The organism is Streptomyces sp. NPDC044061, from assembly GCF_056434305.1.
Genome location: NZ_JBWKFL010000001.1, coordinates 500,819 through 523,099, shown reverse-complemented (window position 1 = coordinate 523,099; position 22,281 = coordinate 500,819). Strand labels below are relative to the sequence as shown.

23 protein-coding genes are annotated in these 22,281 nt (G+C 71.7%); 6 read left to right on the top strand and 17 right to left on the bottom strand.

Annotation, left to right across the window (positions count from 1 at the left end):
- Positions 1-11: 11 nt before the first annotated feature.
- From AC07CM_RS02360 to AC07CM_RS02305, 12 genes are all read right to left on the bottom strand, one after another.
- Positions 12-1,133 carry an aliphatic sulfonate ABC transporter substrate-binding protein gene (locus AC07CM_RS02360; protein ID WP_478874425.1) on the bottom strand — a complete coding sequence of 374 codons (1,122 nt, stop codon included), beginning with the start codon at positions 1,131-1,133 and terminating at the stop codon, positions 12-14.
- Positions 1,134-1,365: 232 nt separating this feature from the next.
- Positions 1,366-2,700 carry a sulfate adenylyltransferase subunit 1 gene (locus AC07CM_RS02355; protein ID WP_478874424.1) on the bottom strand — a complete coding sequence of 445 codons (1,335 nt, stop codon included), beginning with the start codon at positions 2,698-2,700 and terminating at the stop codon, positions 1,366-1,368.
- 2 nt (positions 2,701-2,702) lie between these two features.
- Positions 2,703-3,638, bottom strand: a complete 936-nt coding sequence (gene cysD / locus AC07CM_RS02350; RefSeq protein ID WP_478874423.1) for a sulfate adenylyltransferase subunit CysD — start codon at positions 3,636-3,638, stop codon at positions 2,703-2,705.
- Entirely contained in the window at positions 3,635-4,171 is a 537-nt protein-coding gene (cysC, locus tag AC07CM_RS02345; RefSeq protein WP_478874422.1) for an adenylyl-sulfate kinase, read from the bottom strand. The genes cysD and cysC overlap by 4 nt, the downstream gene beginning before the upstream one ends.
- Positions 4,172-4,197: 26 nt before the next feature.
- The gene (locus AC07CM_RS02340; protein WP_478874421.1) at positions 4,198-4,917 is read right to left on the bottom strand and encodes a phosphoadenylyl-sulfate reductase; all 720 of its coding nucleotides are present in this window, start codon (positions 4,915-4,917) and stop codon (positions 4,198-4,200) included.
- On the bottom strand, positions 4,914-5,096 hold the full coding sequence (locus AC07CM_RS02335; protein ID WP_478874420.1) for a hypothetical protein: 183 nt from the start codon (positions 5,094-5,096) through the stop codon (positions 4,914-4,916). Before AC07CM_RS02335 ends, AC07CM_RS02340 begins: the two co-directional genes overlap by 4 nt.
- A complete protein-coding gene (locus AC07CM_RS02330) occupies positions 5,093-6,790 on the bottom strand; it encodes a nitrite/sulfite reductase (protein ID WP_478874419.1) in 1,698 nt (565 codons plus the stop codon). Before AC07CM_RS02330 ends, AC07CM_RS02335 begins: the two co-directional genes overlap by 4 nt.
- Before the next feature lie 135 nt (positions 6,791-6,925).
- Positions 6,926-7,009, bottom strand: a complete 84-nt coding sequence (locus tag AC07CM_RS02325; RefSeq protein WP_309486338.1) for a putative leader peptide — start codon at positions 7,007-7,009, stop codon at positions 6,926-6,928.
- A 127-nt stretch (positions 7,010-7,136) separates the two neighbouring features.
- Entirely contained in the window at positions 7,137-7,709 is a 573-nt protein-coding gene (locus tag AC07CM_RS02320; protein ID WP_478874418.1) for a GNAT family N-acetyltransferase, read from the bottom strand.
- A 46-nt stretch (positions 7,710-7,755) separates the two neighbouring features.
- The gene (locus AC07CM_RS02315; protein ID WP_478874417.1) at positions 7,756-9,090 is read right to left on the bottom strand and encodes a hypothetical protein; all 1,335 of its coding nucleotides are present in this window, start codon (positions 9,088-9,090) and stop codon (positions 7,756-7,758) included.
- Positions 9,091-9,265: 175 nt separating this feature from the next.
- Positions 9,266-10,549 (bottom strand): GAF domain-containing protein, encoded by a 1,284-nt coding sequence (locus AC07CM_RS02310; protein ID WP_478874416.1) that lies wholly within the window; start codon positions 10,547-10,549, stop codon positions 9,266-9,268.
- Positions 10,550-10,885: 336 nt separating this feature from the next.
- Positions 10,886-12,523, bottom strand: a complete 1,638-nt coding sequence (locus AC07CM_RS02305) for an acyl-CoA dehydrogenase family protein (protein ID WP_478874415.1) — start codon at positions 12,521-12,523, stop codon at positions 10,886-10,888.
- Positions 12,524-12,653: 130 nt separating this feature from the next.
- Here AC07CM_RS02305 and AC07CM_RS02300 point away from each other — a divergent pair, with 130 nt between their 5' ends.
- The 3 genes from AC07CM_RS02300 to AC07CM_RS02290 all read left to right on the top strand — a co-directional run bounded on the left by AC07CM_RS02300 (position 12,654) and on the right by AC07CM_RS02290 (position 16,081).
- Positions 12,654-13,814 carry a YihY/virulence factor BrkB family protein gene (locus tag AC07CM_RS02300; RefSeq protein WP_478874414.1) on the top strand — a complete coding sequence of 387 codons (1,161 nt, stop codon included), beginning with the start codon at positions 12,654-12,656 and terminating at the stop codon, positions 13,812-13,814.
- A gap of 622 nt (positions 13,815-14,436) precedes the next feature.
- Positions 14,437-15,387, top strand: coding sequence for an AraC family transcriptional regulator (locus tag AC07CM_RS02295; RefSeq protein ID WP_478874459.1), 951 nt, complete (start codon positions 14,437-14,439; stop codon positions 15,385-15,387).
- 10 nt (positions 15,388-15,397) lie between these two features.
- Positions 15,398-16,081, top strand: a complete 684-nt coding sequence (locus AC07CM_RS02290) for a helix-turn-helix domain-containing protein (protein ID WP_478874413.1) — start codon at positions 15,398-15,400, stop codon at positions 16,079-16,081.
- Here the strand turns inward: AC07CM_RS02290 and AC07CM_RS02285 are convergent.
- The 5 genes from AC07CM_RS02285 to AC07CM_RS02265 form a co-directional block, all read right to left on the bottom strand.
- Positions 16,067-16,465 carry a VOC family protein gene (locus tag AC07CM_RS02285; RefSeq protein ID WP_478874412.1) on the bottom strand — a complete coding sequence of 133 codons (399 nt, stop codon included), beginning with the start codon at positions 16,463-16,465 and terminating at the stop codon, positions 16,067-16,069. The genes AC07CM_RS02290 and AC07CM_RS02285 overlap by 15 nt on opposite strands.
- A gap of 124 nt (positions 16,466-16,589) precedes the next feature.
- A complete protein-coding gene (locus AC07CM_RS02280) occupies positions 16,590-18,428 on the bottom strand; it encodes a serine/threonine-protein kinase (protein ID WP_478874411.1) in 1,839 nt (612 codons plus the stop codon).
- A 32-nt stretch (positions 18,429-18,460) separates the two neighbouring features.
- Positions 18,461-19,090 carry a VOC family protein gene (locus tag AC07CM_RS02275; protein ID WP_478874410.1) on the bottom strand — a complete coding sequence of 210 codons (630 nt, stop codon included), beginning with the start codon at positions 19,088-19,090 and terminating at the stop codon, positions 18,461-18,463.
- A complete protein-coding gene (locus AC07CM_RS02270) occupies positions 19,065-19,259 on the bottom strand; it encodes a DUF397 domain-containing protein (protein ID WP_478874409.1) in 195 nt (64 codons plus the stop codon). The genes AC07CM_RS02275 and AC07CM_RS02270 overlap by 26 nt, the downstream gene beginning before the upstream one ends.
- Positions 19,256-20,080 carry a helix-turn-helix domain-containing protein gene (locus AC07CM_RS02265; protein ID WP_478874408.1) on the bottom strand — a complete coding sequence of 275 codons (825 nt, stop codon included), beginning with the start codon at positions 20,078-20,080 and terminating at the stop codon, positions 19,256-19,258. Before AC07CM_RS02265 ends, AC07CM_RS02270 begins: the two co-directional genes overlap by 4 nt.
- 115 nt (positions 20,081-20,195) lie before the next feature.
- Between AC07CM_RS02265 and AC07CM_RS02260 the strand changes: the two genes are divergently transcribed.
- From AC07CM_RS02260 to AC07CM_RS02250, 3 genes are all read left to right on the top strand, one after another.
- On the top strand, positions 20,196-20,846 hold the full coding sequence (locus AC07CM_RS02260; RefSeq protein WP_478874407.1) for a ThuA domain-containing protein: 651 nt from the start codon (positions 20,196-20,198) through the stop codon (positions 20,844-20,846).
- A gap of 158 nt (positions 20,847-21,004) precedes the next feature.
- On the top strand, positions 21,005-21,868 hold the full coding sequence (locus tag AC07CM_RS02255) for an isocitrate lyase/PEP mutase family protein (protein WP_478874406.1): 864 nt from the start codon (positions 21,005-21,007) through the stop codon (positions 21,866-21,868).
- A complete protein-coding gene (locus tag AC07CM_RS02250) occupies positions 21,865-22,128 on the top strand; it encodes a hypothetical protein (protein WP_478874405.1) in 264 nt (87 codons plus the stop codon). Before AC07CM_RS02255 ends, AC07CM_RS02250 begins: the two co-directional genes overlap by 4 nt.
- Positions 22,129-22,281 lie beyond the last annotated feature (153 nt).

The following is a 22,281-nucleotide window of genomic DNA, read 5'->3' as shown; positions in this document are numbered from 1 at the left end:
GGCTACGGGGGTTACTTGGCGCCGAGACCGGCGTCGCTGACGGAGGACTCGCCCGCGGCCGAAAGGACCTTGTTCAGGGGCGTGAGGTCATAGATGCCGTCCAGCTTCGGGTTCTCCAGCAGACCGGCCTTGACCGCGTGCTGCGCCTCGGTGTTGAGGGTCGCGGCCAGCGGGTCGTCGGTGATCTGGATGGACTTCCACGCCGGGTCCAGGACGCCGGCCGGCAGCTCCTTGCCGGAGTCGATGCCCAGCTGCTTGTTGGCCGCGGCCTTCGCCTCGTCCGGGTTGGCGTTGATCCACTTGTTGGTCTCGACCGAGGCCTTCAGCACCGCCTCGACGGCCTTCGGGTGCTCCTTCAGGAACTTCTGCGACACGATGATGTTCGTGATCACGAACTTCTTGTCCGGCCACAGCGTCGACTCGTCCAGCAGCACCTTGCCGCCCTCGGCGACCAGCTTGGACGCGGTCGGCTCCGGCACCCAGGCGCCGTCGATGGAGCCGGCCTTGAACGCGTCCGGGGTCACCTTGTTGTCGGTACGGACGACCGACACGTCGCCCTTGCCGCTCTGGGCGTCGACCTTCCAGCCCTGCTCGGCCGCCCAGTTGAGGAAGGCCACGTCCTGCGTGTTGCCCAGCTGAGGCGTCGCGATCTTCTTGCCCTTGACGTCCTTCAGGGACTTGATCTTCTTCGGATCGACGACCAGCTTCACTCCGCCGGACGCCGAACCGCCGATGATGCGCAGGCTCTTGCCGTCGGACTTGGTGTAGCCGTTGATCGACGGGGACGGGCCGATCCAGCCGATGTCGATGGAACCGGAGTTCAGCGCCTCGATCTCGGACGGTCCGGCGTTGAAGATCTGGTAGGCGGCCTTGGTGGCGCCCAGCTCCTTCTGGAAGAAGCCCTTCTGGTTGCCGACGAGCGCGGTCGCGTGGGTGAGGTTGCCGAAGTAGCCGATCTTCACGGAGTCGAGTCCGTCGATCTTCTTGGCGCCGGCGGCGACCTTGGCGGTGGAGGTGTCGTCCTTGGACTCCGACCCGTAGCCGCAGGCTGCGAGGGTCAGCAGGGGGAGCGCGGCGATCGCGGCTATGCCGCTGCGAAGGAACGTCGAACGAGATGAGCGGTTGGCAGGCACGGGAGGCTTTCCTCTCGTTGGCCCGGCGGTCACGGTCTCTCAGGTCGTGGCCGGGAGCTGGGCAGGTCTTCGTCGCTTCCGGGACGTCGGGTGGGGGGACGGGGCGCGCAAGCGGTGCGCGTACGTCAACGCACACATCGCGCGACTCCGCCCTGCCCGCTGCCGAGGGCGCCGCTGCCCACGCGGCCGCCCTCCTTCGCGAACGTCGAGTAGACGTCGGTCGTTTTCATGCTCAGAAGTCCCAGCCGTCGTCCTCGGCCTGGTCCTTGACCGGCTCGGGGGACGCGAACGACTCGCCGACCATGCCCGCGGTGAGCGTGGTGCCGTCGTTCGGATCGATCAGGATGAACGAGCCCGTGCGGCGCGAGTCCGCGTAGGAGTCGACGGGCAGCGGCTCGGCGGTACGGATCTTCACGCGGCCGATGTCGTTGGCGACGAGCTGTCCCGGGTGCGGATGCAGGGAGAGGTCGTCGAGCGTGAGCCGGGACGGGATGTCCTTGACGATCGCCTTGACCGTGCGGGTGCCGTGCTTGAGCAGGACCCGGTGGCCGACGGTCAGCGGGGCGTCGGCGACGTGGCAGACGGTCGCCTCCACGTCCTGCGTGGTGGCCGGCGCGTCCTTGGTCGGCACGATCAGGTCGCCGCGCGAGACGTCGACGTCGTCCGTCAGCAGCACGGTCACCGACTGCGTCGTCCAGGCCACGTCGACCGGCTCGCCGAGCAGGTCGATGCCGGAGACCGTCGTCGTACGGCCGGACGGCAGGATGGTCACCGGGTCGCCCACACGGAAGGTGCCGGCCGCGATCTGCCCCGCGTAGCCCCGGTAGTCCGGGTGCTCGGCGGTCTGCGGCCGGATCACGTACTGCACGGGCAGCCGGGCGTGGCAGTGCGCCAGGTCGTGGCTGACCGGGACCGTCTCCAGGTGCTCCAGCACCGTCGGGCCGCCGTACCAGTCCATGTTCGCGGACGGCTCCACCACGTTGTCCCCGGCGAGCGCCGAGATCGGGATGGCGGTGACCTCGGGGACACCCAGCTCGGTCGCGTACGCCGTGAACTCCTCGGCGATCGCGGCGAACACCTTCTCCTCGTACCCGACGAGGTCCATCTTGTTGACGGCGAGGACCACGTGCGGCACGCGCAGCAGCGCGGCGATCGCCGCGTGCCGGCGGGTCTGCTCGACCACGCCGTTGCGGGCGTCGACCAGGACCACCGTCAGCTCGGCGGTGGAGGCACCCGTAACCATGTTGCGGGTGTACTGCACATGGCCGGGCGTGTCGGCGAGGATGAACCGGCGGCGGGGCGTGGCGAAGTAGCGGTAGGCCACGTCGATGGTGATGCCCTGCTCGCGCTCGGCACGCAGGCCGTCGGTGAGGAGGGCGAGGTCCGGGCCGTCCTGGCCGCGGCTCGCGGAGGCGCGCTCCACGGCCTCCAGCTGGTCGGTGAGGACCGACTTGGAGTCGTGCAGCAGCCGCCCGACGAGCGTGGACTTGCCGTCGTCGACGGAGCCGGCGGTGGCGAACCGCAGCAGGGTGGTGGCCGAGAGCGCCTCGGTCGTGCTCGTGCTCATGCTTAGAAGTACCCCTCGCGCTTGCGGTCTTCCATCGCGGCCTCGGAGAGCTTGTCGTCGGCGCGGGTCGCGCCGCGCTCGGTGAGCCGGGAGGCGGCGATCTCGGCGATGACGGCGTCCAGTGTGGTCGCGTCGGAGTCGACGGCACCCGTGCAGGACATGTCGCCGACGGTGCGGTAGCGGACCAGCCGGGTCTCGACCGTCTCGTCCTCCTTCGGACCGCCCCACTCGCCCGCCGTCAGCCACATCCCGCCGCGCTGGAACACCTCGCGCTCGTGCGCGAAGTAGATCTCCGGCAGCTCGATGCCCTCCCGGGCGATGTACTGCCAGACGTCCAGCTCGGTCCAGTTGCTGAGCGGGAACACCCGCACGTGCTCGCCCGGCGCGTGCCGGCCGTTGTACAGGTTCCACAGCTCGGGCCGTTGGCGGCGCGGGTCCCACTGGGAGAACTCGTCCCGCAGCGAGAACACCCGCTCCTTGGCCCGGGCCTTCTCCTCGTCACGCCGGCCGCCGCCGAACACGGCGTCGAACTTCCCGCTCTGGATCTTCTCCGTCAGCGGGAGCGTCTGCAGCGGGTTGCGGGTCCCGTCGGGACGCTCCTTGAGCACACCCCGGTCGATGTAGTCCTGTACGGAGGCCACATGGAGGCGCAGCCCATGTGCGGCGGCCACACGGTCGCGGTACTCGAGCACCTCGGGGAAGTTGTGTCCCGTGTCCACATGGAGCAGCGAGAAGGGGATCGCCGCCGGGGCGAACGCCTTCAGCGCGAGGTGCAGCATGAGGATGGAGTCCTTGCCGCCGGAGAACAGGATCACCGGGTTCTCGAACTCGCCCGCCACCTCGCGGAAGATGTGCACCGCCTCGGACTCCAGCGCGTCCAGGTGGGAGAGCGCGTACGGGCTCTCGGTGCCGTCCTCGACCTTGGCGACCGTGGTCATGCCAGTCCCCTCTCGCTCAGCAGGGCGTACACCGACGCCGCGGACTCCTGCACGCTCTGGTGCTGGGACTCGATCCGCAGATCGGGCGTCTCCGGCTCCTCGTACGGGTCGTCGACGCCGGTGAGCCCGGTCAGTTCGCCCGCGGCCTGCTTGGCGTACAGCCCCTTCACGTCCCGTACCGAGCACACCTCGACCGGGGTGGCCACATGGATCTCCAGGTACGGAGTCCCGTTCTCCTCGTGCCGCTTGCGGACGGCGTCCCGGCTGTCCGTGTAGGGCGCGATCACCGGCACCAGCGCCGTGACGCCGTTGCGGGCCAGCAGTTCGGAGACGAAGCCGATGCGCTGCACGTTGGTGTGCCGGTCCTCGCGGGAGAAGCCGAGGCCCGCCGAGATGAACTCGCGGATCTCGTCGCCGTCGAGCACCTCGACGCGGCCGCCCTCGGCGCGCAGCCGGTCGGCCAGCTCGTACGCGATGGTGGTCTTGCCGGCGCTCGGCAGACCCGTGAGCCAGACGGTGGCTCCGGTGGTCACGTGGTTCTCCTGTGTCTGATCGTTCGTCATCCGTGCAGTCCGCACTCGGTCTTGGCGCGGCCCGCCCAGCGGCCGGCGCGAGCGTCCTCGCCCTCCAGGACCCGGCGGGTGCACGGGGCGCACCCGATGGAGGGGTAGCCGTCCATCAGCAACGGGTTGGTCAGGACGCCGTGTTCGGCGACGTAGGTGTCCACGTCGTCCTGCGTCCAGCGGGCGATCGGGGAGACCTTGACCTTCCGCCGCTTCTCGTCCCAGCCGACCACCGGGGTGTTCGCCCGGGTCGGGGACTCGTCGCGGCGCAGGCCGGTCGCCCACGCCTGGTAGCCCTTCAGGCCCTCTTCCAGCGGCTGGACCTTGCGCAGCGCGCAGCACAGGTCGGGGTCGCGGTCGTGCAGCTTCGGCCCGTACTGGGCGTCCTGCTCGGCGACCGTCTGCTTCGGCGTGAGGGTGATGACGTTGACGTCCATCACGGCCTCGACCGCGTCACGGGTGCCGATGGTCTCCGGGAAGTGGTAGCCGGTGTCGAGAAAGATCACATCCACGGCGGCCTCGCCCTTCGGCACCCGCGAGGCGAGATGGGCGACCACGGCGTCCTCCATGGAGGAGGTGACGCAGAACTTCTTGCCGAAGGTGTCCACCGCCCACTGGAGGATCTCCAGCGCGGAGGCGTCCTCCAGGTCACGGCCCGCCTGCTCGGCGAGTGCCTTCAACTCCTCGGTCGTACGCTCGTCCTGAGCCGTCGTCATGTCCGGTCGTCCCCTCCGTTGTCGGCTCGCTGAACCCCCTGGGCGAGCAGCCCGAGGAACTTCAGCTGGAATGCGCGGTTGCACGCCCCGCACTCCCAGGCGCCATGGCCCTGCTCGCTCGGACGCAGGTCCTCGTCACCGCAGTAGGGGCAGTAGAACGGCGCGGCCCGCTCACTCACGACAGCGCCTCCTCGGAAGCTCGGGAGGCCCAGGTGGCGAACCGCTCGCCGTCCTCGCGCTCGGCCTGGTAGCGCTTGAGGACCCGCTCGATGTAGTCGGGCAGCTCGTCCGAAGTGACCTTCAGGCCACGGACCTTGCGGCCGAAGCCCGCCTCGAGGCCGAGCGCGCCACCCAGGTGCACCTGGTAGCCCTCGACCTGCCGGCCCTGGTCGTCGAGCACGAGCTGGCCCTTGAGACCGATGTCCGCGACCTGGATACGGGCGCAGGCGTTCGGGCAGCCGTTGAGGTTGATGGTGATCGGCTGGTCGAAGTCCGGCAGCCGGCGCTCCAGTTCGTCGATCAGCTGGGAGCCGCGCTCCTTGGTCTCGACGATGGCGAGCTTGCAGAACTCGATGCCGGTGCAGGCCATGGTGCCGCGCCGGAAGGAGGACGGCCGGGCGGTGAGGTCCAGCGCCTCCAGGCCCTCGACCAGCGAGTCGACCTGGCCCTCCTCGACGTCGAGGACGATCATCTTCTGCTCGACGGTGGTCCGTACCCGGCCCGAGCCGTGCGCCTCCGCGAGGTCGGCGACCTTCGTCAGCGTGGCGCCGTCGACCCGGCCGACGCGCGGGGCGAACCCGACGTAGAAGCGGCCGTCCTTCTGCCGGTGCACGCCGATGTGGTCGCGCCAGTGCTGGACCGGCTGCTCGGGGGCGGGCCCGTCGACCAGCCTGCGGTTCAGGTACTCGTCCTCCAGCACCCGGCGGAACTTCTCCGCGCCCCAGTCGGCGACGAGGAACTTCAGCCGGGCCCGGTTGCGCAGCCGGCGGTAGCCGTAGTCGCGGAAGATCGAGATGACGCCCTCGTAGACGTCCGGGGCCTCGTCCAGCGGCACCCAGGCGCCGAGCCGCACGCCCAGCTTGGGGTTGGTGGACAGCCCGCCGCCCACCCACACGTCGAAGCCCGGGCCGTGCTCGGGGTGCCGTACGCCGACGAACGCGACGTCGTTGATCTCGTGCACCACGTCCAGCAGCGGGGAGCCCGAGATGGCCGTCTTGAACTTCCGCGGGAGGTTCGAGTACGCCTTGTTGTTCAGGACCCGGCGCTTCATCTCCTCCAGCGCGGGAGTGGCGTCGATGATCTCGTCCTCGGCGATACCGGCGACCGGCGAGCCGATCATCACACGCGGGGTGTCACCGCAGGCGGTGACGGTGGACAGGCCCACGCTCTCCAGCCGGTCCCAGATCTCGGGCACGTCCTCGATCCGGATCCAGTGGTACTGGACGTTCTGCCGGTCGGTGATGTCCGCGGTGCCGCGCGCGAACTCCTGCGAGATCTCGCCGATCACCCGCAGCTGCTGGGTCGTCAGGGCTCCGCCGTCGATCCGCACCCGCAGCATGAAGTACTTGTCGTCCAGCTCCTCCGGCTCCAGGATCGCGGTCTTGCCGCCGTCGATCCCGGGCTTGCGCTGGGTGTACAGCCCCCACCAGCGCATCCGGCCGCGCAGGTCGCTCGGGTCGATGGAGTCGAAGCCGCGCTTGGAGTAGATCGTCTCAATGCGTGTCCGCACATTGAGACCGTCGTCGTCCTTCTTGACCTGCTCGTTGCCGTTGAGCGGGGTGAAGTGGCCTGCGGCCCACTGACCCTCACCGCGGTGACGGCTCACCTTGCGGCGGGGCGCGGAGGCGGCAGGGTTCGGGGGAGTGGCGGCCATGGTTCTACGTCCTTCGGGACAGGCGGGTAAGCGGCTCTACCTGCGCGTACGCATATACGCGCGCATGCGGGCATGCGTGCGCGTCCTTGCGCAGGCAGGGATCAAGGAAGGAGGAAGTCGGCGGTGCTGGAGCGGTCAGCTCGCCGGACAGATGGCGCTGGACATGCGGCCGAGGTCGACGTGCCGCCGACTCACCAAGGCAATTCCAGTTCCAGACATGACGGAAGCGTGTCATGGCGATCTGGACACAGTCCAGCTTCGTCCATCATGCGGACACCCTTGTCCCGGAATGTGGGACAAGGGTGTCGTCGGTCACATGCCGTGCGGAACGGCTTGTCGGGGCAGGTCAGGCGGGATACGCGCCGGGCCACGGACCCGGCGTCGACACCTCGGGTTCCTCCTCGACCTTGGTGTCGAACAGCTTGAACCCGCGCCGCTGGTAGTTGTCCATCGCGAACTCGCCGTCCTTGCTGCACGTGTGCAGCCACACCCGCTTCGTCGGTGTCCGCTCGGGCCACCGCTCTGCCAGATCCCAGGCGCGGGCGGCGCCGTACGACAGCAGATGGCCGCCGATGCGGCGGCCGCGGAAGGCGGGGACGAGCCCGAAGTAGACGATCTCGACCACGCCGTCGTCCTGGGGTTCCAGCTCGACGTACCCGGCGGGCGTCCCGTGGTCGTAGGCCACCCACGTCTCCACACCGGGACGGGCCAGGTACCCCTGCCACCGTGCGTAGCTCCAGCCGAGCCGGTCGGTCCAGCGGATGTCGCCGCCGACCGAGGCGTACAGGAAGCGGCTGAACTCGGGCGAGGCGACCTCGGCGCGCACGATCCGGACGTCGCCCTCGGGGGCGGCGGCCGGCAGGAGGTCGGCCGGGGAGGTCTGTTCCAGAGACCAGGTGGTGACAGGGACGCTGCTCATGCCGGCCAGGGAATCATCCCGTTCGCCCGCTTGTCGATCCGCCCGCTCAGCCCAGCGACCGGTCCAGTGCGGCCAGCGGCACCGAGAACAGCATCCGGTCCGACAGGGACCACACCTCGCCCGTCTCCTGCCAGTAGGACAGCGAGCCCGCGGACTCGGCCCAGCAGTGGTGGGAGGCGTCCGAGCCGCAGCCGGCCGCCTTCGCCCCCTTGGTGTCCTGGCGCCACAGCCCGCCGTGGCCGTCCGCGGACCTGGACAGCTGTCCCACATACCAGGACGGAGCGGCCGATCCGGCCCGCCGGTACGACAGCACGCCCCGGATCCCGGTCGCCCGGGTCCGGTAGGCCTCGACCGCGTCCACGCGCCCGGCGGCGTCGGTGGCGAGCAGCCCGCCGCGTGCCGGGTCCGTGCTGAACGGGTACCGCCACAGCCGGGCGTGCCGGTCGCTGCCCGGGGCGGTCCACTCACCGGCGACCAGGCTGTCGGGGACCGTGCCGCGGTCCAGGGAGAGACCGGCGGGACAGGGCGGACCGGAGGACCCGCAGCGGCCGCCGGTGAAGCGGTAGGAGCCGACCGCGGGCATCACGTACCGGTAGCCGTCGGCGGACCAGCCGCCCCGGACCCGGCCGATCGCGGGCGTGTCCGCCGTCGTGCGCTGGATGCGGTCGAGGTCGTAGACGTACAGCGCCTCGGCGCTGCCGGTCGTCGTGGTGACCAGGAGCTTGTCCTGGTACCAGACCATGCCGGAGACGCCCGAGGTCAGGCCGCGGTAGTCGCGGCCGCCCGCTGTGGGCACCACCAGGAGCACCCAGCGGTAGGCGGGACGGTCCGGGTCGTCGGCGTCGACGAACGCGACCTTCGCGAGGCCCCGCTCGGCGGCGCGCCCGGTGGCGGCGCTGTGGGTCCAGCCGGTGAGGACCACCCGGTGGGCGCCCCAGAGCCCGTCGTCGTCGGCGTCCCCGGAGGTGGTGACCGAGGCCGGCTGCCAGGAGGCGGTGGTGGTGTCGGCCCGGTCCCAGCAGTAGGCGCGGGTGGCGGCCGGGGCGACGGGGAGGCTCTCGCGGTCCTCGGAGCCGCAGGCGGAGCCCTCGCGCAGGGTGCGGTCGGCGCTGCGCAGGACGGCGTCCACGCCGACCGGGCGGCCCATCGAGGCGGCGAGCCGGTTCAGCGTGCGGGCGGGCACCAGGTGTTCCCGCAGCCGCAGCGGGCGGGTCTCCGCCCGGGAGGTCAGTGGCTTGAGCGCGCCGGGGTTCCCGGCGACCGTGGCCTGCGAGGCGCTGATCAGCGTGGCGGCCGCGGTGAGCGCCAGTGCGGTCCCGGCGAGGACCGCGCGCAGAGCCGCGCCCCGTCTGCGCCGGCGGTGTCTGCCGCGATGCTTCATGTCTCCTCCCGAGGCGGGCCAACTGCGCCTGGTGGTCCCTACGTTGACCGAGGAGCAGGTGGGGAGGCCCGTAGGGATGCTACGGCAGTAACGGGCGCGGTAGGGCCAAGTCCCGCAAATATGCTGAAGGCACCCGCACGGAACGGATCGTTCCGCACCGCACCCGGTCGCCCTGTCAGCCGGCGCCCGCCGCCGCCCTGCGCCGCGCCACCGCCGGTGCCGTCGACTGGGGCAGCAGGTCACGGGGGTCGCCGGGCAGCAGCACCTCGACCTCCGCGTCCTCGCGGAAACGGTACGGCCGGTGGCGCAGCAGGTCCCCCAGATACCGGCGGATCCTCGACATCTCCGCCCGCACCGTCACCGTGCGCGACGCATCGCCGAACAGGTCCTCGGCGAGGGCCGCCGCGCCGCGTCCGGCGCGGTGTTCTGTCAGCAGGTAGAGCAACTCGGCATGCCGGGGGCTGAGTTCGTGGGTCCAGGAGCCCGCCGCGCCCGCCGGACCGGCCACGGTCACCGACGTGCGGCCCGCCCGGCTCAGATCCAGCACGATCCGGGTGGCGGTGGACGGCCCCGGCTCCTCGGCCGCCCGCAGCAGCCAGCCCCCGGCCAGCGGCTCCACCGCGCAGGTGCCGAGCGCCGGCAGCCAGCGGCGGCCGGGCGTGAGGGACTTGGGCAGGGTGACGCGCCGCACGTACGGCATCCCGGTCACGGCGGCCGCCCAGCCGTCCCGGTCCACCACCAGCGCCCTGCCGTCCAGCCGGGCCAGCACCGGCGCCGCCGTCGTGCGCAGCCGCTCCAGTGAGGCCAGGTGCAGCTCTCGCAGCCGAGCCTCGGCGAGTTTGGCCACCGCGTCCACCCAGGCGAGGGTCGCCGGGTGCATGGTCTCCAGCGGGCCGCTCACGTCCACCACGCCGAGGAGCCGGCCGTCCCTGGGGTCGGTGACCGGGGCGCCCGTACAGGTCCAGGAGGCGTGCGAGCGCACGAAGTGCTCGGCGGCGAAGACCTGCACGGGCCGCCGTACGACCGCGGGCGTGCCCACGCCGTTGGTTCCGACGACGTCTTCCCGCCAGTCCGCGCCGAGTTCGAACCCGAGCCCGTCGGCCTTGCGCAGCACCGGCGAGGATCCCTCCCGCCACAGCACACGGCCCTCGGCGTCCGCGACGACCATGATGTGCTGGGCCACGTCCGCGACCGAAAGCAGACCCTGGCGCAGCACGGGCAGGACCGGTCTGAGCGGTGACTCCTCCCGTCTGCGCCGCACCTCGTCGGCGGACAGCGGCCGGGACCTGAAGTCGTGGTCGGGGTCGACGCCGCTGCGCAGCATCCGTCCCCAGGACTGCTCGATCACCGGACGCGGCGCGATCCGCGCACGTTGCCCGGCCAGCGTGGCCTCGCGCACCTCGCTCAGCACCCGCGCCGCCTGCGCCGCGTCCACGGCGGCCAGTCGCGCCACGTTCATTGGCGGGTTCACCACTGGGGTCCTCCCGGAAAGGGCGTCGAACACTGCTGTCAAGCCGTTCCGGGCGGCGGTTTCCGGTCCGACTGTTCCTCACATACTGCCGTTTGGCGCATGCCGGAGGCACAGAGTCCGCGCACTGTCACCAACAAGTTGCAACCCCCTGCAACCCTGGTGAATCGCACGGGGCTGGCCGAGACTTGACCCCGATGCCGCCTCCGGGCGGCGTTCGGGGCCTCGAACAGGCCCTTGAGGCGGGGGTGGTGCCGTGTCGGCGCAGCACCACCCCCGCGACGTCCCCTCGGGACGTCTGCTCCCGAGCGGGCCGCCCAATCCGGGTCAGGACACCGGCCGGGCCCGCTCCACCACCGACGCCAGGTCCAGGCCGGCCGGCAGCGTGCCGAAGGCCGCGCCCCGGTCACCGCCGAGCCGGGAGGCGCAGAACGCGTCGGCGACCTCCGGCGGCGCGAGCCGCGCCAGCAGCGACCCCTGGAGCACCAGCGCGAGGCGCTCCACCAGCCGTCGCGCCCGCCCCTCGATGCCCTCCAGGTCGGCCAGTTCGGTGAACAGGTCCTTCACCGCGCGGTCGAGCCGGTGGTCGGCACCGTGTGCCCGCCCGATCTCGGTGAGGCAGGCGTCCAGCGCGCCCGGCTCGCGCCGCAACGCCCGCAGCACGTCCAGCGCCTGAACGTTCCCGGCGCCCTCCCAGATGGAGTTCAGCGGTGACTCGCGCACCAGCCGGGGCATGCCCGACTCCTCCACGTACCCGTTGCCGCCCAGGCACTCGGCGGCCTCCACCGCGACCGGCGCGCAGCGCTTGGTGATCCAGTACTTGGCGGCCGGCACCGCGAGCCGCAGGAAGGCGCGCTCCTGCTCGCTGCCGTCGTCGTAGGCGGCCGCGAGCCTGAGCGCCAGCGCGGTCGCGGCCTCGGACTCCAGCGCGAGGTCGGCCAGCACGTTGCGCATCAGGGGCTTGTCGATCAGCTTGCCGCCGAACGCCTCCCGGTGCGCGCAGTGGTGGACGGCCTGGGCGACCGCCTGCCGCATCAGGCCCGCCGAGCCGAGCGCGCAGTCCAGCCGGGTCGCGGCGACCATCTCGATGATGGTGCGCACCCCGCGCCCCTCGTCGCCGACCCGGCGCGCCCAGGTCCCGGCGAACTCGACCTCGGCGGAGGCGTTGGACCGGTTGCCCAGCTTGTCCTTGAGCCGCTGGATCAGGAACACGTTGGTGGTGCCGTCGGCCAGGACGCGCGGGACGAGGAAGCAGGTGAGCCCGCCGGGGGCCTGCGCGAGGACCAGGAAGCCGTCCGACATCGGCGCCGAGCAGAACCACTTGTGCCCGGTCAGCGTGTACGTCCCGGCCTCGGCGAGCGGCCGGGCCTCGGTGGTGTTCGCCCGCACGTCGCTGCCGCCCTGTTTCTCGGTCATGCCCATGCCGAAGAGGGCGCCGGCCTTCCGTGCGGCGGGTCGCAGGTCCTGGTCGTAGATCGCGGAGGTCAGCCGCGGCTCCCACTCGGCGGCCAGCTCCGGATCGGCCCGCAGCGCGGGCACCGCCGCGTGGGTCATCGACAGCGGGCAGCAGGTGCCAGCCTCGACCTGGGTCCAGATCAGGAACGCGGCCGCCCTGCGCACATGCCCGGCCGGCCGGGTCCAGGCGGCGGTCAGCCCCGCCGAGACGCCCTTGCCGAGGAGCCGGTGCCAGGCCGGATGGAAGTCGACCCGGTCGACCCGGTTGCCGTACCGGTCGTGCGTGCGCAGCCGTGGGGGGTGCTCGTTCGCCTGCGTGGCCCACTGCTGGACCTGGGCCGAGCCCGAGCTCCGGCCCAGCCCGGACAGCTCCGAGCGCACCTCGTCCAGCAGGTCCGGCGCGGTGTGCCGCTCGACGGCGTCCACGAGGGCCTGGTCGGCGGTGAAGAGGTTGTAGTCCACCAGCGGAGGCGGCTGGTTCGTCACGGTGTGGGTCGAGTTGCCTGCCATGATTGCGAACCTACCCGGGATCGCGGCGATGCTGGCCTCCAGAGTGGCACAGCACGCCCGCCGGCGCGTGGGGCCCGTTCACCTGCCCCGGAAGGTGAGGACGGTCCCGTACGGCGGATACCGTTAGGTCGTGCAGCCAGGAAGCGAAACCCCCGAGCGGCCTCCCGGCCGGCTCCACCGGGCCAGAGCCCTCTACCGCAACGTATCCAAGCGCAGGACCGCCTGGCTGCTGCTCAAGGACACCGTCAACTCCTGCATGGAGTACCGCATCCTGGGCCTGGCGGCCGAGGCGGCGTTCTTCACGCTGCTGTCCGTGCCGCCGCTACTGCTGAGTCTCATCGGCCTCCTCGGCTACGTCGACGCCTGGACCGGCGCGGACACCATCCAGAGCCTGGAGAACAACCTCCTCGAGGCCTCCCGCACGGTCCTGTCGGACAAGGGCGTGAAGGAGATCGCCGAGCCGATCCTGCACGACGTGATGAAGGGCGGCCGGCCGGACGTCATCTCCCTCGGCTTCCTCTTCGCCCTGTGGTCGGGGTCCCGCGCGGTGAACGTCTTCATCGACACGATCACCGTCATGTACGGCCTCGACGGCGTCCGCGGCATCGTCAAGACCCGGATGATGTCCTTCCTGCTGTTCATCGTGGCCCTGCTGATCGGCTCGGTCGCGCTGCCGCTGATGGTGGCCGGGCCGGACGCGGTGGTGCGGATCGTGCCCTGGTCGGAGACGGGCATCCAGATCCTGTACTGGCCGGTGGTCATGGTCCTGTCCATCGTCTTCCTGACCACCCTGTACCACGTCTCCGTGCCCGTCCGCTCCCCTTGGATCGAGGACGTCCCCGGCGCCCTGGTCGCCCTCGCGATGTGGGTCCTCGGCAGCTTCCTGCTGCGGATCTACCTGACCAGCACCATCGAGGGCGCCACGATCTACGGCTCCCTGGCCGCCTCCGTCGCCGTCCTCCTCTGGATCGGTGTGTCCGCCTTCGCCGTACTCGTCGGCGCCGCCGTGAACGCAGCCATCGACCGGGTCTGGCCGGCCGCAGCCACGGCCGCCGCCCGCGCGGCCAACGAACGGATCCGCGAGGCCCAGGTCGCCGAGTACGTCGCCCGCGCGGCCGCGGCCCGCGAGACCGATCCCGACGACCCCGACATGCCCTCCGAGTTCCCGGAGCGCTGGTCCCGCTTCCTCCCTCCGGAGGACGTCACGGCCCGCCTCCGCACCCACGCGAGGAATCCCCACCACCACCACACACACAAGGACAACGGGGACACACCGGCACATGGCAAGTAGGCGTGCGTCCGGCTGCCGCCCCGTCTCGATCGGCCGAGGGCCCGCGGGCCCGGGCTGCGCTCCGGGCCCGGTCTGCCCGTCCGTCTCGGTCGGTCGAGGGTCTGTGGCGTCGGGTCTTTGCCCCGGGCCCCGCTCGGCCACCGGCCCGCCGGTCTCGGTCGGCTGAGGGGCTGTGGCGTCGGGGCTGTGCTTCCGGGCCCGGTCTGCCCGTCCGTCTCGGTCGGTCGAGGGTCTGTGGCGTCGGGTCTTTGCCCCGGCCCCGCTCGGCCACCGGCCTGCCCGTCTCGGTCGGCCGAGGGCCTGCCGCGTCGGGACTGTGCCCCGGACCCCGTCCCTTCCGCTTCCGTCTACTGGCCACGACGCCGACGAAGCGGGGCTCTGTGCAGGACCGCTCGCTTTCGCCGACTTGGGGCTTCGCCCGGGGCCCGGCTTCTTGGCCGACCGAGTCGGGTGGTGGGTAAGGCAGGGGAGGCGGTGCCCGGCGGACGGCGTCCGTGCCGGCGCCGCGCAGTGTCCGCTCCACCGGTCAACCGAGGCCCCCGCACGGGGCCATCGCGGAACGGCTCACTCCCATACGTGCGCGTCTACGCTGACCCCCATGGACGCTCCCCCACGGTCGAACATGCTCACGCGGGGGGACCCCCTCGCAGGGCTGCTGGACGGCCCACGCGCGCGTGGCGCCTTCATGATCCGCGCCTGCTTCGAGCCGCCCTGGGCGGTTCGCGTGGAGGACCGGGCCCCGCTGACGGTGATGGTGATGGCGCGCGGCGACGCCTGGATCACCCCCGACGGCGGCGGCGAACCGGTCCGGCTGCGCCCCGGCGACCTGGCGATCGCGCGCGGCCCGGAGCCGTACACCTGCGCCGACACCCCCGGCACCGCACCGCAGGCGCTGATCCTGCCCGGCGGCGAGTGCCGCTACCCGGACGGCAGCTCCCTGAACGGCTCGATGGACCTCGGCGTGCGCACCTGGGGCGACCGCCCCGACGCCCCGACCGTGATGCTGATCGGCACCTACCTGATGCGGGGCGAGATCAGCGGCCGCCTGCTGGACGCCCTGCCATCCCTGCTGACCCTCCCGGCCGAGGTGTGGCAGTGCCCGCTCACCCCGCTCCTGACGGAGGAGATCGTCCGCGACGAACCGGGCCAGGAGGTGGTCCTGGACCGCCTGCTGGACCTGCTGGTCATCAGCGCGCTGCGGGCCTGGTTCTCCCGCCCCGAGGCGGCCGCGCCCGCCTGGTACCGGGCGCTCGGCGACCCCGTCGTCGGCCGCGCGCTGCGCCTGATCCAGGACGACCCGGCCCACCCCTGGACGGTGTCCGCGCTCGCGGACAAGGCCGGGGTGTCCCGTGCGGCCCTGGCCCGCCGCTTCACCGAACTGGTCGGCGAGCCACCGATGGCCCACCTCACCGCCTGGCGCCTCGCCCTGGCCGCCGACCGCCTCCGCGACACCGACGACACCCTCGCGGCCATCGCCCGCCAGGTCGGCTACGGCAGCGCGTTCGCCCTGTCCAGCGCGTTCAAGCGGGCGTACGGCGTCAGCCCGCAGGAGTACCGCACGAGGGCGGCGTAGCCTGGCCCACGTGTACGAGGAGCGGCCGTCCCGGCTCACCGGCGCCGTGGTGTGGCGGCGCACCGCGGAGGATCTCGCGGTCCGTCCGGTGCTGCCCGACGGCTGTATGGACCTGCTCTACAGCGAGGGCCGGCTGCTGGTCGCCGGCCCCGACACGCGCGCATTCGTTCCCGGGGGTCCGCCGCGTGCCTGGGCGGGCATCCGCTTCTTCCCCGGCACCGCGCCCGCCCTGCTGGGGGTGCCGGCTCACGAACTACGCGACGCCCGCGTGGAGTTGGCGGATCTGTGGCCCGCCGCCCGGGTGCGGCGGTTGCGCGACCGCGTCGAAGCCGCGCCCGACCCGGCGACGGCCCTGGAGGACATCGCCCTGGCCCGCGCCGCCCGGTCCACGCCCCCCGACCCGCTCCTGCACCGGCTGGTGGAACACCTGGACGCGGGCCGCCCGGTGGCGGCCACGGCCGACGAACTCGGTGTCGGAGCACGCCAGTTGCACCGCCGCTCCCTTGCCGCGTTCGGCTACGGCCCCAAGACCCTGGCCCGTGTCCTGCGCCTGCAACGCGCCCTGGCCCTCGCCCGCTCCGGCGTCCCGTACGCCGAGACGGCGGCCCGAGCCGGATACGCCGACCAGCCCCACCTGGCCCGCGACGTGCGGGAGCTGGCCGGTACGACGCTCGGCGAGCTACTCGGCCGCTAGCGGCGCGAACAGGTCGACACCGTTGCCGTCGGGATCGTGCACGGTCGCGTACCGCTGCCCCCAGAAGGCGTCCCACGGCTTCAGCTCCCCGTGGTACCCGGCGCCCACCAGATCCTCGTACACGGCGTCGACCTCGGCGGGCGATCCGCACCGGAAGGCGAGCGCGACCCGCCCCCCACCGGCAGGCGGCCGCCACCCAGAATGGAACGAGCGGACGGTCTCCTCGGTGTCCAGCGCGAGCACCAGCCCACCGGGCAACTCGGCCTCGACGTGCGGTTGTTCCTCGGCCCCGGCCGGGAAGACCAGCCCGAGGCGACGGTAGAAGGCGAGCGAGGCGGCCAGGTCGGAGGCCACCACGCCGATCACGGCGAATCGTGGAGTCATGGGTGCACCGTAGGCGGCCGGCCGGCGTCCGGTCTTGAAGGGATCGGACACCGGCGGAGCCGGGCGACAAGCAGGTGCACCTGCCTTCCCGCGGCCGGAATGATCCATCCGTTCGAGGGCGGGATCACTTCTTCGCCCAATGCTGGGTCGACTTCGACGGCTCGCAGGACGCCAGGACCGGCCAGCTGGAACTTTCGTCGAGACACAGGCTGCTGTACAGGTTCACGACGGTGCCGCTGGTACCCGTGCGCCAGCTCTGGACGGTCCCGGATCCGCAGTCGGCCATGTACAGCTGGTTGACGTCCACACTCAGGCACTGGCCGGCGGACTCGTTGTACAGCTTGTAGGAACCGCCCGAACCGGCCTTTGCGGTCCAGTTGGTCGCCGGGCTGTCCGCGCAGGTGGCGAACACGACGCCGTAGGTCACGGCCAGGCACTTGCCGTAGCCGACATCCCTGAGCCGGAAGTGGCCGCTGGGCGCGGGCGATGTCGCCGAGGTCGCGCCGGAAGCCCCACCGGAACTGCTGGAACCGTTGCTGCGGCCGGAGCCCGGCCCGCCGGAGCCGCCCGCGTCACCAGGCCCGCCGGAGCCGCCGCCGACGCCGGAACCTTCCGAGCCTCCCGCCCCGGCACCGGCCCGGGCGCCTCCTGCGCTCGAACTCCCGCTCGGCGATGCGGACTTCCTCGGCGACGGTGTTCCGCCCGAGGCCGAGGCCGAGGGCGTGTGAGTGAGCGGCGCGGAGACGGAGGCGGACGGGGTCGCCTTCGCCCCCGCCTCCGGGGCGGACCCGAACGGCAGGAGCTGCACGGCGAGCGTCGTGCCCGTCACCACGACCACGACGGGGATCACGGTGAACAGCACACGGGTCCGACGCCGCTTCGGACGGGACTCGGGCTTCTGCTTGCCCTCGGACGGCGACTCCTCCTCCGCCCGCTCCCCGTTTTCCTCCTTCTGCTCCTTCTCCTGCCCCGGCCCGGAGAGCGGAAGCGTCGCCACGGACTCGGACGGTGAGGCATCGACGTCCGGCACGCTCGCGGCGAAGGCGGCCCGTTCGGCCAGTCGCCCGGCGACCGCCTCGGGCCAGAGCGGAGACTCGAACGGCCCGTGTGCCGAGGCGAGTTCGACCAGTTCGGCAGCGGTGGGGCGGGCCTCGGGGTCCTTGGCGAGGCAGGAGTCGACCAGATCGGCGAGCTCCGGATCCAGGTCTCGTACGGCTTGGAGGTCGGGCTCCTCGTGCACGATGCGGTACAGCACGCCGTGCCCGGACTCGTCCCCGAACGGCGGCTGCCCGCTCGCCGCGTACGCGGCCACCGAGCCCAGCGCGAACACATCGACGGCGCCGCTCAACTCCCGCCTGCCGGAGGCTTGTTCGGGTGACATGTAGGCGGGCGTGCCGACCACCATGCCGGTCCGGGTCAGCTGGCTCTGGTCGGCGGCCCGGGCGACCCCGAAGTCGATGAGGGTGAGGCCGTCGAGTGTGAGCATGACGTTGGACGGCTTGACGTCCCGGTGGACCATGTCCAGCGCGTGTACGGTCGCGAGCCCCGAGGCCGCGTCCCGCAGCAGCAGCCACAGCGCGTCGACGGGCAGGGGGCCGCCGTTCAGCTCGACGGCCTCGCGCAGGGTGAGGCCGGGGACGTACGCGGTCGCGAACCACGGCGGCCGGGCGGTACGGTCGCTGTCGAGCAGCGGTGTGGTGGCCTCGGCGGGCAGCCGGGAGAGGTTGTCCAGCTCGTGACCGAAGCGCCGCAGGAAGTCCTTGTCCTCGGCGACCACGGAGGGCAGCAGCTGTTTGACGGCCGCGTACCGGCCCTCGTGCACCCCGAGGTACACCCGGCCCATGCCGCCGGCCCCGAGCCGGCCGACCAGCGGGATCGCCCCGATGCGCCGCGGATCCTCGTCCTCCAGCGGCTCGGCGCCGCTGCCGGTCAGGTCTGACACGTCTTCCCCGTTCACGGTCATCTTGGATCGGCCGAACGGCCGCGGGCACACAACTAGAAGGTCACCGGCCCCCGCGGCGTGTCCACGGTGAAGGAGATCGCGAACGGCCCCCGCGTGAGCGCGAGTTCGGTGCCCAGCGCGGACAGCACGGGCCGGACCTCGTCCGGGTCCGGCGCGCCGGCCGTCACCTCCAGCAGCGGTGTGACGGGCAGGCCCGAACCGGTCGGGTGCGGCGAGTCACCCCAGTCGATGAGGAACGGCACCAGGCCCGAGAGATGGGCGGTACCGCTGTCGGTCAGCCGCCACCGCAGCAGGGTGCCGTCGGGAGTGCGGCGGCTCATCGGGTGGACCGGCCCCGGATCGTGGCCCCGCTCGCGGGCGCCCTTGATCGCCGCCTCCAGATCGGGTGGGCTGATCGCCCAGGTCACCGTGCGCGCACCGGCCAGCCGGTCGACACCGAACGGCCGCAGTTCCACCGGCTCCGGCTGCTCCGGGTCCGGCCCGATGATCTCCAGATAGCTCCGGCCGCCCAGCGACACCAGATGGTTCCGGGTGCCGAACCCCACGTGCACTCCACCGGGCGCGGGTGTCACCCCCGTCCGGCGTGCGAACTCGGCGACGGTCGCGGCCAGATCGGGCGTGGCCAGGACGAGGTGGTCAAGCAGCGGTGGAATACGGCTCATGCTTCAGAAACGCGGTCCAGGCCGAAGGGGTGACCGTGAGGTGCGGGGCGGTGGGGGTCTTGGAGTCGCGGATGTGGACGGCCGTGGGCTCGGTGGCTACTTCGACGCAGTTGCCGCCCTCGTCGCCGCTGTAGCTCGACTTGACCCACCGAAGTGCCGTGCCACTCATCGCTCTCCTAGTAGACGGTCCAGCAGATCCCACGTGTCCTCGGGCGTGAGGGCCTGCGACCGCAGCATCGCACACTTCTGGGTGAGGATGCCCACCTCGTCTGGGTCGGCGATCAGTTGGCTGCCCCGCTGAGTCTCCACGTAGGCCAGCCGCTGATGTTCGGGCGTCTCCAGGAGGACGAACGGTCCATTCAGCCCCGCATGGGTCGTGCGGTCCAGTGGCAGAACCTGAAGCATGAGGCCGGGCAATTCGGAGCAAGCCAGAAGATGGCGCAGCTGTTCCGCCCAGACGCTCCTTCCCCCGACAGGCGCCCGCACCACCGGCTCCCAGACCACGAAGCACGTGATCGGCGCTTCCCTGCGACGCAGGATCGCCTGACGGTCGATGCGCGCCTTCACCAACTGCGCGATGTCGTCCTGGCCGTACACCGGGACGCGGCTGACGAACACGGCCCGCGCGTAGGCGTCCGTCTGCAACAGCCCCGGCACCACCTGGTTCTCGTACGAAGAGATCGCGATGGCCTCCCGCTCCTGGTCGAGGAACTCCTCCGCCCACATCGGAACGAGATCCACCTCGGGCATCCTGCTCACGGCCACCGACAACGTCCCCTTGGTGTCGAGGAGTTCGTCCAGCTGCTCGGCGACATCGGGCTTCAGCGGCCGTCTGCCCTGCTCGATCGACGCGATCATCTCCTCGCCGAGCACGGACCGCTGGCCCAGCGAGTTCTGGGTGTATCCGGCGGCCTCGCGGTGGAGCGCGAGCAGTGCCCCCACCATCTTCATCGCCGAGGCGTTCTTCCGTGCCCGTCGAGTCGTGCCCATGCGGTCGAACTCCCCACCCGCTCGCGTACGTTCCGTCTCATGATCGACACTCAGCGTGACTCTCGTCGCCCGAATCTACCGCGGGACGCGGACGACCGGGCAGAATACGTCTGCCATGGCACCCCGACTCCTCGTCTGCACCCGCACCACCGACTACCGCCACGACTCCATCCCGGACGCCGTCAACGCCCTGCGCGCACTGGGCGAGTTCACGGTCGAGCACACCGAGGATCCCGTGGACGTCGAGCGGCCGCTCGGCGGATTCGTGGCCGTCGTCTTCCTCTCGACCAGCGGCGACGTACTGACCCCGGCCGGACGCGAACGGCTCGCGGAGTACGTCGGGTCGGGCGGCGGCTTCGCCGGTGTGCACGCGGCCGCCTGCACCGAGTACGGGTGGCCGTACTACGGCGAACTCCTCGGCGCCCGGTTCGAGCGGCACCCCGAGTACCAGCCGGGCAGGGCCGTCGTGGAGGACCCCGCCCACCCCGCGACCCGCCACCTGCCCGCCGTCTGGGACTTCACCGACGAGTGGTACGACTTCCGGACCAACCCCCGTGACCGGGTGCGGGTGCTGCTGCGCGCGGACGAGACGTCGTACGAGGGTGGCGGGATGGGCGCGGACCACCCGCTGGCCTGGTGCCGCCGGCAGGGTGAGGGACGGGTCTTCTACACGGCCCTCGGGCACGCGGCCGAGGCCTACCGCGAACCGGGCTTCCTGGCCCACCTGAGCGGCGGGATCGGCTGGGCGGGGCGACTCTCCGAGTGACGTTTCTGCGGTGAACCCGTTCCGCCATCGGAGTGAGTAAAGCAGACGTACGGTGCAGGTCAGGCGTGTACCAAGGAATGATCTTGTCCTGGTAAAGGGCGTCGAGACGCGGCGGACCCCCACGGCCCGCGTCACCCACCCACAGGAGGAGCCGGACCTTGAGTTACGGAAAAAAGCTGCGCGAGCGGATCGCCGGGCCCGGGACCACACCGCTGATCGGCGTGTACGACATGTACTCGGCCTCGATCGCGGCCAAGCACTACGACGGGATGTTCGTCTCCGGGTTCGGCTTCGCGGCCTCGTACTACGGCCTGCCGGACATCGGCTTCATCGCCTGGCCGGACATGGTGGCCTTCGTCCAGCGGCTGCGGGGCGCGTTCCCGCACCACCATCTGCTGGTCGACATCGACGACGGGTACGTCGACCCCGAGGTCGCCTGTCACGTCGTCGAGGGACTGGAGCGGATCGGCGCCTCCGGGGTGATCCTGGAGGACCAGAAGCGGCCCCGCCGCTGCGGGCACGCCGACGGAAAGCAGGTGCTGCCGCTGGAGGAGTACCTGGAGAAGCTGGAGAAGGTCCTGCAGACCCGCAAGGACCTGGTCGTCGTCGCCCGTACCGACGCCACCGACGAGCACGACATCCTGCGCCGGGCCGAGCGGCTGGCCGCGACCGACGCCGACGTGGTCCTGGTGGACGGGGTGCGCAGCGTGGAGTGGATCAAGCGCATCCGTGAGGTCGTCGGGGACAAGCCGCTGCTGTTCAACCAGATCGCCGGCGGCAAGTCGCCCCGCCTGTCGCTCGGCGAGCTGTCCGACCTCGGCGTCGACGTCGCGATCTACAGCACGCCCTGCCTGTTCGCCGCCCACGAGGCGATGGACTCCGCGCTCACCGGGCTGAAGGCCGCCGACGGCCGGCTGCCGCTGGTGGACCCGGCCGACGGGGTCGGTGTGAAGGCGTCGACCGCCCTGCTGGAGCGCAACATCGCCCCCGAGCGGCTGCAGCCCGAGGGCGTGGGCGTGTGACCGGTGGTGCCGTGCCCCGGCTCGGGGCCGCCGCGGTGATCGCCGCGGCGCTCCTCGGAGCCGGTACCGCGCCCGCGCTCGCGAACGGGGACAGCCTGATCACCGTCATCGACAACTCGGGGGCCGACTCGATCCTCGAGGTCGACCGGACGGCGAACGTCCAGACCGGCAGCGGCACGGCCGGCAGCGACCACGACGGCAGCGCCGTGGACGCCATCCAGGCGCTCCGCGGCGAGCGTGCGGCGGACGACGAGGACTGAGACCGGGCAAGAGCGAAGGGCCGGGCACCCGTGCGGGGCTGCCCGGCCCTTCCCGTCCGCCGCGCCGCTCGGTCCTCGCGCGGGGCTTGGGCAGCCGCCCGGTTCGAAAGTCACCCACCTGTACGGCTCGGCGGCTCCCGTACACCCCAATGG